At 69.6% G+C, this 12123-nt stretch carries 10 protein-coding genes; 5 read left to right on the top strand and 5 right to left on the bottom strand.

Features of this window, described 5'->3' with window-relative positions; all coding sequences use genetic code 11:
• Window positions 1–51 precede the first annotated feature (51 nt).
• Entirely contained in the window at window positions 52–2877 is a 2826-nt protein-coding gene (locus tag ABZS42_RS05975; protein WP_355142824.1) for a transglycosylase domain-containing protein, read from the bottom strand.
• A 196-nt stretch (window positions 2878–3073) separates the two neighbouring features.
• Window positions 3074–3520: a DUF5318 domain-containing protein gene (locus ABZS42_RS05980; protein ID WP_355142825.1), complete on the bottom strand. Its 447-nt coding sequence runs from the start codon at window positions 3518–3520 to the stop codon at window positions 3074–3076.
• A 173-nt stretch (window positions 3521–3693) separates the two neighbouring features.
• Between ABZS42_RS05980 and ABZS42_RS05985 the strand changes: the two genes are divergently transcribed.
• Together ABZS42_RS05985 and ABZS42_RS05990 are read left to right on the top strand one after the other, a co-directional pair.
• The gene (locus tag ABZS42_RS05985) at window positions 3694–4332 is read left to right on the top strand and encodes a PadR family transcriptional regulator (protein ID WP_355142826.1); all 639 of its coding nucleotides are present in this window, start codon (window positions 3694–3696) and stop codon (window positions 4330–4332) included.
• Window positions 4333–4355: 23 nt separating this feature from the next.
• Window positions 4356–5435, top strand: coding sequence for an inositol-3-phosphate synthase (locus ABZS42_RS05990; RefSeq protein ID WP_355142889.1), 1080 nt, complete (start codon window positions 4356–4358; stop codon window positions 5433–5435).
• 126 nt (window positions 5436–5561) lie between these two features.
• Here ABZS42_RS05990 and ABZS42_RS05995 read toward each other — a convergent pair whose 3' ends face one another.
• Window positions 5562–6041: a methylated-DNA--[protein]-cysteine S-methyltransferase gene (locus ABZS42_RS05995; protein ID WP_355142827.1), complete on the bottom strand. Its 480-nt coding sequence runs from the start codon at window positions 6039–6041 to the stop codon at window positions 5562–5564.
• Window positions 6042–6108: 67 nt separating this feature from the next.
• Window positions 6109–6513: a hypothetical protein gene (locus ABZS42_RS06000; protein ID WP_355142828.1), complete on the bottom strand. Its 405-nt coding sequence runs from the start codon at window positions 6511–6513 to the stop codon at window positions 6109–6111.
• A gap of 152 nt (window positions 6514–6665) precedes the next feature.
• On the opposite strand from ABZS42_RS06000, the gene ABZS42_RS06005 reads away from it, so the two are divergent.
• The gene (locus ABZS42_RS06005; protein ID WP_355142829.1) at window positions 6666–7178 is read left to right on the top strand and encodes a hypothetical protein; all 513 of its coding nucleotides are present in this window, start codon (window positions 6666–6668) and stop codon (window positions 7176–7178) included.
• A gap of 29 nt (window positions 7179–7207) precedes the next feature.
• Complete coding sequence (locus tag ABZS42_RS06010; protein ID WP_355142830.1) at window positions 7208–8704, top strand: SPFH domain-containing protein; 1497 nt, start codon at window positions 7208–7210, stop codon at window positions 8702–8704.
• A gap of 63 nt (window positions 8705–8767) precedes the next feature.
• Here ABZS42_RS06010 and ABZS42_RS06015 read toward each other — a convergent pair whose 3' ends face one another.
• Complete coding sequence (locus ABZS42_RS06015) at window positions 8768–10228, bottom strand: CCA tRNA nucleotidyltransferase (protein WP_355142831.1); 1461 nt, start codon at window positions 10226–10228, stop codon at window positions 8768–8770.
• Window positions 10229–10354: 126 nt separating this feature from the next.
• Between ABZS42_RS06015 and murJ the strand changes: the two genes are divergently transcribed.
• Entirely contained in the window at window positions 10355–12115 is a 1761-nt protein-coding gene (murJ, locus tag ABZS42_RS06020) for a murein biosynthesis integral membrane protein MurJ (protein ID WP_355142832.1), read from the top strand.
• Window positions 12116–12123 lie beyond the last annotated feature (8 nt).

Raw genomic sequence — 12123 nt, forward strand, 5'->3', positions numbered from 1 at the left:
CCGCCGGCGGCCGGACGCTTGTCCGGCCGCCGGCGGCGTCAGAAGGTGAGGTCAGTTTCGCTCGGGTGATGTGCTCGGTAGCAGTCCGCCGCCACGGCCACCGTCGCCGGGGAACAGCGGATTCCCGCCTCCGGGACCGCCACCGCCCGGGTTTCCGCCACCGGGGTTGCCCCCGCCCGGGTTTCCGCCACCGCTGGGCGGGCACAGCACACCGAACGGGTCGGCGCACGGGGGCGGCTGCTGCGTGGGCGGCGGTGCGGGCTCGACCCCGTTGCCGGCCTTGTCGTCGCCCATGCCGGTGATGCTCGGCAGGTCCAGCTTGTCCTTGCCCTTGAGCGCGGCGTCCATGAATCGCTTCCAGATCGGCCCGGGCAGGCTGGAACCACCGATGTGGGTGCCGTCCTTGAGTCGGATCTGCGGCTTGTTCTGGTCCCGGCTGCCCACCCAGACGGCGGTCGCCACCTGCGGTGTGTAGCCGACCATCCACGCGTGCGCGTTGTCGTCGCTGTCGTACTCCCAGGTGCCGGTCTTACCGGCGGCTTCGCGGCCGCCGTCGAGCGACGCCCTGTTCTTGCCCGGGATCTCCTTGAGCACCGCGGTCACCTCCTTGGCGACCTCCGCCTTGATCCGCTGCTGCGGCTTGATCTGCTCGCCGGTGCCGGGCACGTTGACCCACTTGCCGGTGTCCCGGTCCTGCCTCTGGATCTTGCGGATGAAGTGCGCCTTGATGTACTTGCCGTCGTTGGCGAACGTCGCCATGCCGTTGGCGTGGTCCAGCACGGTGATCGGGTACTTGCCGAACCCGGTCCGGTTGTCGAACGGGTTGCGCTCCTTCTTCGACAGGTCGTAGGCGCGCGGCGGGTCGACGCCCCACATGGTGGTCACGCCGGCCTGCTTGGCCATGTTGACGACCTTGTCCGCACCGATCGTGTCTGCCACCCAGTAGAACGGCACATTGTACGACTGGACGGTGGAGACCTCAAGGGTGCACCACTTGTGGCAAATGCCGTCGCCGCGGCCGGCGTTGCCGATCTCGTTCTTTTTGGGCTCGCCTTCGGGAACGAACGGCGTCGCGTCCCAGTGCGACTTCACCGAGATACCATCGTCGATCGCGGCGGCCAGCGTGTAGACCTTCATCGACGAGCCTGGCGGGTGTCCGCCGGTGAGGTCGCCGTTCTTGTCGATGTTCTTGCCGGCGTAGTCGAAGCCGACACCGCTGTCACCACCGTAGTAGGCGAGCACCCGGCCGGTCTTCGGCTCGATCGACACCACCGCCGCCATCAGGTTCTTCGGCTGACCGTAGAGCTCCGAGCCCTTCACCGACTGCCGTGCGGCCTTCTCGGCAGCAGTCTGCATCTTCGGGTTGATCGTGGTCGTGATGCGGTAGCCGCCGTCCCGCAACTCGTCCACGCAGTTCGGTTTGCCGGCCGCGCCCGAGTCGGAGCAGATGCCCATGGCATCCATCTCCTTCCGGACATAGTTGATTACGTTGCCGCGTGGCGTGTCGACACCGAATCCCGCGCCACCCTTCTTCGGCGGCAGCACCTCCGGGTACTCGGTCGGCGCCGGCTCCTTGCCCGCGGCGTTCAGCCAGCCCTTCTCGATCATCCCGTTGATGACGTAGTCCCAGCGGCTCCTGGCGTCGGTCGGGTTGACCGCCGGGTCGTACCCCTTGTGGGTGGCGCTGGCCTCCGGCTGCTTGATCAGCGCGGCGAGCACCGCGCCCTCGGCCGGGGTCACCTTGTTGATGTCCTTGCCGAAGTACGTCTGTGCCGCCGCCTGGACGCCGTACGCGCCACGGCCGAAGTAGATGACGTTGAGGTAGTGCTCCATGATCTGGTCTTTGCTGAACTGGTCGTTCAGCTTCGAGGCGAAGATCGCCTCCTTCACCTTGCGGGCGTACGTGTCGTCCTGAAGGTTCTCGTACGCATTGCGGGCGTACTGCTGGGTGATCGTGGAGGCACCCTGTTTGTCGCCGCCGGTGAAGTTGTTCCAAGCGGCCCGGACGATGCCCTTGTAGTCGACGCCGGAGTGCTCGTAGAAGTTGCGGTCCTCGGCGGAGGCGACCGCGTCCCGTACGTACTGCGGGATCTGATCGATCTTTACGAGCTGCCGGTTCTCCTCGCCGAGTTTGGCGATCGGCGTCGTTCCGTCGCTCATGTAGACCGTCGTGGACAGCGGCAGCGGCAACGACTGCGGCAGCACCACGTTGGTGGAGTAGTAGGTGAAGCCGACGACGCCGATACCGGCGAGCATGACGAGAACCGCGAACCCGGCGATGATGAAGTTCATCCGCTTGCGCTTCTTCGCCCGCGCCGCGCCCGCCGAGTCACCCGCACCGCGACCACGGCGTGGTCCGGTGGGTCCACCCGGTCCGCCTGGGCCACCCGGCCCACCCGCCCCCGGCGGGACGCTCGCCCTGGCCACCGAGGCGCGACCGCCGACCGACGCGGACCCGACGCTCGCCCGGCCGGCGGAGGCCGCGCCCACCGCTGCGGCGCCGACGGAGGCGCGACCGGCCGGACCGGCCGGGGAGACCGGGACCGAGGCCCGTCCCGCGCGTCCGGACGTACCGCCCGGGGCCGGCGAGACCGGCACCGACGCCCGCCCGGGGCCACCTGCCGACGCCGAACCGACGGACGCCGCACCGGAGGCGCCGCCACGCGACGGGACGGTTGCGCGCCCGCCCGAGCCGGTGCCTCGGGACGCCACCGAGGCGCGTCCGGCGGGGGCCGAGGCCTCCTGGCCTGTCCAGCCGTTTGCGCGCGCGTCCTCGCCGGGGCGGCCGTATGAGCCGTCCCCCCCACGTCCGGGGTCTCCGCTCGGATTCGGGATCTGGGCCCGCCCGCGCGAACTGGGATCGCCGTACGAGTTCATTCCTCACACCCTGCCGGTCGCGATGGGGCACGATTGCGCCACCACCGGGTTGCCGTGAGCCGATTCACGCGTCTGCACGACACACGAGTGCCGGACGCGCAACACCGTTTCCCGATTAATCGGGCTTATCAGACCAATCACCGTCGTCCGTCCTGGCGCTCCTGCAGGACACCGGGACCGGGCGACCGGTATGGACTCACCGTTGGGCCTCTCGCCTTCGCCGTACCGTGCCGGAGACGTCGCCACCCACTGCGTCGCCCTCCGACCCGGCCTCGGCCAAGCCGTCCCGGCCGAGCAGGTACTGCTCGACAAGATGGTTCCAGTCACAGCCGAGGCACACCTCCACCACAAAGACCTGGAACTCACGTAGCGTCATCGCCAGCACCGGCAGCTCCGCCAGTGTGCGGGCCTGACCGGCGGACTGCTTGAGTTCGTCGCCGTAAATGTAGTGGACGTGGATGAGGTTCTCGCTCCGGCAGATCGGGCAGCGCTCGTCGGTCGGCTCGCCATGGAACCGAGCTGCGTTCTTGAGGTACGGCGAGGCGTCGCAGACGTCGTACGTGCCGACCCGGCCGGCCAGGAGCTCACGCAGCACCGCTCGCTTCCGAAGCGAGTAGTCGACAACCTGGCGCTGCGTACGCATGCGGAGAAGGGTACGCGCTCCGGCCGAACGAGGCGACCGGGGTGACTATCCGTAGTCGGGGGACCTCGTTTTCGGGGTTTGCCCTGATCGGGGCGAGCGACTAACGTGCGATGTATCGGTCCGATACATCGCGGCGGTTACCGCTCCGCGCAGAGGGTAAGAGGGGATGGCCCGTGCTCGAGCTCGCCATCCTCGGCCTGCTGCAGGAGTCTCCGATGCACGGCTACGAGCTGCGCAAGGAGTTGGCTGCAAAGCTCGGCGCAATCCGAGCGGCGATCAGCTACGGCTCGCTCTACCCGACCCTGCGCCGGCTGCAGGCGGCGGGCTGGATCACCGAAGCTGCTGAAACACCCGCCACCGCCGAGGAGGTTCCCGCGCTGACCAGCCGACGTGGTCGGGTGGTCTACAAAATCACCGCGGAGGGCAAGGAACGCTTCGCCCAGCTCATCGCACAGACGGGGCCCGAGACGTACGACGACACGGGCTTCGGTGTGCACTTCGCGTTCTTCGCCCGGACCGACCAGGCGACCCGACTCCGCATCCTGGAAGGTCGCCGACGCAAGATCGAGGAGCGTCGCGAGGGACTTCGCGACGTACTGGCACGGGCGGCCGAGCGCCTCGACGCATACACCCTGGAACTGCAGCGCCACGGACTTGAAGCCTGTGAGCGCGAGGTCCGCTGGCTGGAGGAGCTCATTGCAAACGAGCGCTCCGGCCGTGCCCCGACGGTCCCGCAACTCGGGACGGCCGGCGGCCGACGAGAAGAGTTCAGCCCGCCCCCAACTGGAGAGTCCAGGAAAGAGCGGCCGTGATGAAGAAGAAGGAGGCAGACGCTATGGGCTCCGTCCGCGTCGCCATCGTCGGTGTGGGTAACTGCGCCTCGTCCCTCGTGCAGGGCGTCGAGTACTACCGGAACGCCGACCCCAACGATCGCGTCCCGGGTCTCATGCACGTCACCTTCGGCGACTACCACGTTTCGGACGTGCAGTTCGTCGCGGCGTTCGACGTGGACGCCAAGAAGGTGGGCATGGACCTCGCCGAGGCGATCGTCGCCAGCGAGAACAACACCATCAAGCTGTGCGACGTGCCGCCGACCGGCGTCACCGTGCAGCGCGGTCCGACCTTCGACGGTCTGGGCCAGTACTACCGCGAGATCATCGAGGAGTCGGACGCCGAGCCGGTCGACGTGGCCCAGGCGCTGCGTGACGCTCAGGTCGACGTCGTGGTCTCCTACCTGCCGGTCGGCTCCGAGCAGGCCGACAAGTTCTACGCCCAGGCCGCGATCGACGCCGGCTGCGCGTTCGTGAACGCCCTGCCGGTCTTCATCGCCTCCGACCCGGAGTGGGCGAAGAAGTTCGAGGACGCGGGTCTGCCGATCGTCGGTGACGACATCAAGAGCCAGGTCGGTGCCACCATCGTGCACCGCGCGCTGGCGAAGCTCTTCGAGGACCGCGGTGTCGAGCTGCTGCGCACGTACCAGCTCAACTTCGGCGGCAACATGGACTTCATGAACATGCTGGAGCGCAACCGGCTCGTCTCGAAGAAGATCTCGAAGACCCAGTCGGTGACCTCCCAGATCCCGCACGAGATGCAGAAGAGCGACGTGCACATCGGCCCGTCGGACCACGTGCCGTGGCTGGACGACCGCAAGTGGGCGTACATCCGCCTGGAGGGCCGTTCCTTCGGCGACACCCCCCTGAACGCCGAGCTCAAGCTCGAGGTGTGGGACTCCCCGAACTCGGCCGGCGTCATCATCGACGCGGTCCGGGCCGCGAAGATCGCGCTCGACCGGAAGATCGGTGGCCCGATCCTGTCGGCTTCGTCGTACTTCATGAAGTCCCCGCCCGTGCAGTACGCCGACCACGACGCGCACGCCGCCGTGGAGGCGTTCATCGCCGGTGAGGTCGAGCGCTGACGCGCTGACCACAGCAAAGCAGCGAGGGCCGGGTCCGGGTGGACCCGGCCCTCGCTGCATCCGGCCCTCGGACGACGATCCGGAACACTTGAAGCCGCGACCGGGGGGGGGTGCCCGCCGTCGTGGTCAGGACCAGGCGCGTTGCAGGGCGATACGGGCCTCCAGCTCCAGCAGGTGCACCTTGCGGTCCAGCCCGCCGCCGAAGCCCACCAGCTTGCCGCCGGCGCCGACGATCCGGTGGCAGGGCACGATCACCGGCACCGGATTGCGGTTGCAGGCCACGCCCACCGCCCGAGCGGCCCCCGGTTCGCCGACCAGCCGCGCCACCTCGCCGTAGGTCAGCGTCTCGCCGTGCGGAATGCGGGTCATCTCCCGCCACACCGCCCGTTCGAAGTCTGAGCCGCGCGGGATCCTGACCGGCACCGTGAAGTCGGTGAGCTCGCCGCAGAAGTACGCGCGCAGCTCGGCGACCGCCTGCCGGGCGAGGTCGTCCTCCGGCTCGGCCGCGGCCGCATCGACCCGCCCGAAGTGCGTCCCGCACACGCTCGCGCCATCGGTGGCCAGGGAGAACTCGCCGATCGGTGAGTCGAGCACGGTCCAGCGCATCCGTCCATTCTCCGTGGCCGTACGACACCTTCGCCAGGCCGGGGTCCCCGGCACGGCTCCGACCCGATCAGACCAGGTTGATGCCGAGCAGCAGCGAGCCGGCGATCAGACAGCCGCCGCCGAGGACGGTCAACCAGATCAGCTTGTTGGGTCGGGTGTCCTGAGGGCGCACCACCGAGAGGAAGAAGCCCAGCGGCATCAGGATCGGCGCTGCGACCAGCAATGACCGGATCACGGTGCGCGTGCTCTCGGACGCGTCGGCCTGGTCGATGTAGGGCAGGACCGCGAGCGCGAACAGAACCAGCACGCCGGCGTGGGCGTGTCCGGCCGTCCAGAGGCCGCGGCGCACCGGGTTGTCGAGGTAGCCGCCCTTACGGCGGGCGAGGTGAGTGAGCAGCGTCAGACCGCCGTACGCGACGGCGACGACGGTGATCAGCAGGATGCCGGCGGTGGTCAGGGTTGCCGAAGACATGGAGACCTCCATCTTGTCGCCGTAAAGATTGACCGCCTGGATGCAACTTGTCAATGACTAGATCGAGGCAAAATTCCGTAGCCCGCCGGACAACCTGACGCTGACCGTCGGGCCGGTCTGATGCGTTGCGGAACATCGATACCGTTCCGGGCGTGGCCACGGGGACCCTCACCTTTCTGATCATCGGCGGGGCCGGTGTCGGCGTGCTGGCGCTCGCCCTGCTCGGCACGGAACTGCTCCACTTCGGCGGCGCCGACGTCGACGGGCCGGTCTCGCTGGAGACGGTCGCCGGTTTCGCGGGCGCCTTCGGCTTCGGCGCCGCGATCGTCAACGAGCTCGTCGGTGGTCGGACCACCGGCGCGGTCGCCTCAGCGACGATCGGCGGGGCGCTCGCCGCGGTTCCCGTCGCCTGGGTCGCGGCCCGGCTGGGCCGCGCCGCCCGCCGGATGCGGACCGATGCCACCCCGACCCGGAACGACCTGGTCGGCGCGGTGGGGCTGGTAGTCACCCCGGTACCGGTGAACGGCTACGGCGAGGTCCGGATACGCCTGGCCGGTCAACCGGTCAAGCTCAACGCCCGCGCCGACCGGGCCATCGCCGTCGGCACGCGGATCTTCGTGGTCGAGGCGCTCAGCGAGACCAGCGTGCACGTCGAGCCCTACTGATCCAACCCCCTCGCAGACAGGAAACCTGCATGCCCCTGTTCATCGCCATCGGAGGCGCCGTCCTCCTCGTCCTCGTGCTCGTGCTCTTCGTGCTCTCGCGGATCAAGGTCGCCGGGCCGAACGAGGCGTTCATCGTCACCGGCCGCAAGGGCCGCACCACGCAGACCGCCGACGGCGGCCGATCGACGGACATGTCCGGGCAGAAGGTGGTGCTCGGTGCGTCGGTCTTCGTCCTGCCGGTGGTGCAGAAACTCCAGTCGCTCGACCTGTCCAGCCGCCGCATCGACGTCGGCATCAAGGGCGCGGTGAGCAAGCAGGGCATCCGCGCCGACCTGCACGGCGTCGCCATCGTCAAGGTCGGCGGCACCGAGGACGCCATCCGGGCCGCCGCCCAGCGCTTCCTGCACCAACAGGACGAGATCGAGGACTTCACCCGGGAGGTGCTCGCCGGCGCGCTGCGTTCGATCGTCGGCCGGCTCACCGTCGAGGAGGTCATCCGCGACCGGGCCGCGTTCGCCAGCGCGGTGGCCGAGGAGGCCGAGCACTCGATGACGAACCAGGGCCTGGTACTGGACACCTTCCAGCTCCAGGACATCCTCGCCGAGGGCTCGTACCTCCAGGACCTGGGCCGGCCGGAGGCGGCCCGGGTCCTCAAGGACGCGGCCATCGCCGAGGCCCGGGCCCGCCAGCAGGCGGAGCAGGAGCGACTGCTCGCCGAGGAGGCCATCGCCGAGGCCAACCGGAACCTGGCCCTCAAGCAGGCCGGGATCCAGGCCGAGATCGACGCGGCGAAGGCGAAGTCCGCGGCCGCCGGGCCGCTCGCCCAGGCGGAACGGGACCAGGCGATCCTCTCCGAGCAGCAGAAGGTGGCCGAGCGCAACGCCGAACTGAAGCAGCGCCAGCTCGACACCGAGGTGCGCAAGCCGGCCGACGCCGCCCGTTACAAGGTGGAGCAGGAGGCCGAGGCGGCCCGCAACGCAACGGTGCTGCAGGCCGACGCCCAGCGGCAGTCGGTCATCGCCGCCGCTCAGGCCTCCGCCGAGCAGGCCCGGCTCACCGGTGAGGGCGAGCGCGCCCGCCGGGCCGCGCTGGCCGAGGCGAACGCGATCGAGGGCGCCAAGGAGGGTGAGGCGGAGCAGCGGCGGCGTTCGGCGATCGCCGAGGCCGTCGAGCGGGAGGGTCAGGCCGAGGCCGCCGCGATCCTGGCCAAGGGCCAGGCCGAGGCCGACGCGATGGCGCGCAAGGCCGAGGCGTTCGCCGCGTACGGGGAGGCCGCGGTGCTCGACCTGCTCGTCAAGGTGCTGCCCCAGGTGGTCGAGGCGGCCAGCGCGCCGATCGGTGCGATCGACAAGATGACCGTCATCTCCACCGACGGCGCGTCGTCGCTGACCAAGTCGGTGGCGGGCAACGTGGCGCAGGGGCTGCAGCTCGGCAGCGACCTCACCGGCATCGACCTGCCCGGGCTACTCGCCCGGCTCGGCGCGGCCGCCGAAAACGGCAAGTCGAAGCCTGCCGTCGAAGCCTGAGTCGACGGGAAGGGCCTCTACGTCAACGCGCGGCGTTGTCGTGGGGGCCTTTTCCGTTGCCCGTCAGGAGACGACGCCCTCTTCGCGGGCCCAGCGGAGCAGCTCCGCCTCCGCGGCGTCACGGTCCAGCGGGCCGCGCTCCAGGCGCAGGTCCTTCAGATACTTCCAGGCCCGGCCCACCACCGGCCCCGGCGATACGCCGAGCAACTCCATGATCGCGTTGCCGTCCAGGTCGGGACGTACGCGCGCCAGGTCCTCGTCCGCCGCGATCCGGGCGATCCGCTCCTCCAGCGCGTCGTAGTCCGCGGCCAACTGCGCCGCCTTACGACGGTTACGGGTGGTGCAGTCCGAGCGGGTCAGCTTGTGCAGCCGGGGCAGCAGGTCGCCGGCGTCTGTGACGTAGCGACGCACCGCAGAGTCGGTCCACTCGCCCCGGCCGTACCCGTAGAAGCGCAGGTGCAGCGCGACCAGGGCGGTCACCTTGGAGGTGACCTCCTTCGGGTAGCGCAACGCCTTCATCCGCGCCTTGGTCATCCGCGCGCCGACCACCTCGTGGTGGTGGAAGCTGACCCGGCCGTCCGAGCCGACCGCCTTGGTGTCCGGCTTGCCCACGTCGTGCATCAGCGCGGCCATGCGGAGGATGAAGTCGCAGCCCTCCTCCTCGAGGCTGACCGCGTTGCTCACCACGGTCAGCGTGTGCTCGTAGACGTCCTTGTGCTGGGCGTGCTCGTCGATCTCCAGTTTCAGCCCGGTCAGCTCGGGCAGGAAGCGTTCGGCCAGCCCGGTGTCGACCAGCAGCCGCAGCCCGGTGATCGGGTCGGCGCCGCAGAGCAGCTTCGTGAACTCGTCCCGGATCCGCTCGGCGGTGATCCGGTCCAGGTCGGCCGCCATCGCGACCATCGCCGCGCGTACGTCTGGGTGCACCGCGAAACGCAGCTGCGCGGCGAACCGGGCGGCACGCAGCATCCGCAGCGGGTCGTCGCGGAACGACTCCTGGGGCGAGGCGGGCGTACGGATCACCTTGGCGGCAAGGTCGTCGAGACCGCCGTGCGGGTCGGTGAACCGGTGCTCGGGCACGCTCACCGCCATGGCGTTGATGGTGAAGTCGCGCCGCTTCAGATCCTCGACCAGGCTGGTGCCGTACTCGACGACCGGGTTCCGGCTGACCTGGTCGTACGCCTCGGCGCGGAAGGTGGTGATCTCCAGTCGCAGCCCGTCGCGTTGCGCACCGATGGTGCCGAACTCACGACCGGTCTCCCAGACCGCCTCCGCCCAGCCCTTGACGATCCGCAGGGTCTCGTCCGGGTGGGCGTCGGTGCAGAAGTCGAGGTCCTCGCCGAGCCGCCCGAGCAGGGCGTCTCGCACGGAACCGCCCACAAGGTGCAGCTCGTGACCGGCGCGGGCGAACCGGCGGCCAAGCTCGTCGGCGACCGGGGAGACCCGGAGAAGTTCGGCGACGGCGTTGCGCTGCGCGGCGGTTAGTTCGCGGCGGTCGGCGGCGTGCGGTGCGGAGGCTTCGGACATGGGATCGCCAGCCTATCGGGCCGGGTCTGGATCTCCTGCGGCGGGCGCGGGTAGCGGGTTCGCGTTGACTAAGGTCTGTGACGTGCGGGCAGGTGCCCTGCTTGACGTACCCCGGGGAGGCTGGAGATGAGCGGCGGGCTCTACCGCAGCGCGAACGCCGCACAGGGCGGCGACCCCGGCGGATACGACGGGCGGCCGTCGGTGGACGGTGCCACCTTCATCTCCGCCGAACCGCTCAACCAGCCCGGGGCGGAGGCGGTGGCGCCTCCACAGGAGGTCGTCGCGGAGACGAGCGCCGCCGCGAACAGCGCCGTGATGGCGGCCGGCAGCCTCGTCAGCCGGGGCACCGGGTTCCTCCGGAACCTGATGATCGGCGCGGCGTTGGGCAACATGGTCGGCAACGTCTACACCACCGCGCAGTTCCTCCCGAACCAGGTCTACGAGTTCCTGCTCGGCGGGGTGCTGACCAGCGTGCTGATCCCGGTGCTGGTGCGGCGCAGGAAGGCCGACCCGGACCGGGGTGAGGCGTACGCCCAACGGCTGCTCACCCTCGCGGTGATCGCGTTGGCCGCCGCGGCGCTGATCGCCGTGATCCTGGCACCGGCCCTGACCACCCTCTACGCCAGCGGCAAGGACCAGGACTACACGAGCCTGGTCACCGACCTGTCGTACCTGATGCTGCCGATGCTCTTTTTCACCGGGGTGAGCGCGCTGATCGCCGCCGTGCTGAACACCCGGGGGCACTTCGCCGCGCCGATGTGGGCGCCGATCCTCAACAACCTGGTGGTCATCGGCTCGTTCGGGCTCTACATCCTGTTCTACGGCGCGGAGGCCATCCGCCCGGACCAAATGAGCTGGGGCCAGATCCTGCTCGTCGGCGGGGGCACCCTGCTGGGTGTGGCGGTGCAGGCCGCCGGCCTGCTGCCGGCGCTGCGCAAGGTGGGATTCCGGTGGAAGCTGCGGTTCGACTTCCGCGAACTAGGGCTGCGGGAGCTGGCCAAGCTCGGCGGGTGGATGTTCTGCTACGTGGCCGTCAACCAGCTCGGCCTGTTCGTGATCGTCAACCTGCTCACCCGGGCGGCGGGTCAGGACAGCGCCGGCCTGCTGATCTACAACAACGTCTTCCTGCTGTTGTACATGGCGCACGGCATCATCGCCGTCTCGATCATCACGGCGCTGATGCCTCGGATGAGCGCGGCCGCGGCGGACGGACGACTCCACGACGTGACCGCCGATTTGTCCCGAGGCACCCGGATGGTCACCGCGGTGCTCGCGCCGATCGCCGTCTGTTACGCGGTGCTGGCCGCGCCCATCGCGGTGGTGGTCTTCCAGTACGGCGCGTTCAGCGGCGACAACGCGGTGGCCACCTCGACGGTGCTGCTGGTCGCCGCGCTCGCACTGGTACCGTTCGCGATCAGTCAGCTCTTCACGTTCGCCTTCTACGCTCTGCCGGACACCCGCACCCCGGCGCTGATGAACATCCCGGTGGTGGCGCTGCGGGTGCTGCTCCAGGTCGGCCTCTACCTCGCCTTCTCGGCCACCTTCGCGGCGGCCGGCATGATGCTCGGCAACGCGATCTCCTACGTAGCGGCGGCGGTGATCTCCGCGATCCTGCTACGGCCAAGGGTCGGGCGTATCGGGATCGGCGCGATCATGCGCACGATGGGGCGGGTCGTCGTCGCGGCGCTCGGGGCCGCCCTCGTCGGTTTCCTCGTGGTCACCCTGCTTCCGGGCGACTCGGCGCACCTGAATCGGGGCGAGGCGGTCCTCCAGCTGGTGATCGGCGGCGGCGTGATCGGCGTGACCTACCTGGGCCTCGCCATGGCGCTGCGGATCGGTGAGATCACCGAGGTGGTGGGCATGGTCCGCCGCCGCCTGGGCCGCTGACCCCACAT

It is taken from the genome of Micromonospora sp. NPDC005367 (assembly GCF_040606825.1).
Classification (GTDB): domain Bacteria; phylum Actinomycetota; class Actinomycetes; order Mycobacteriales; family Micromonosporaceae; genus Micromonospora.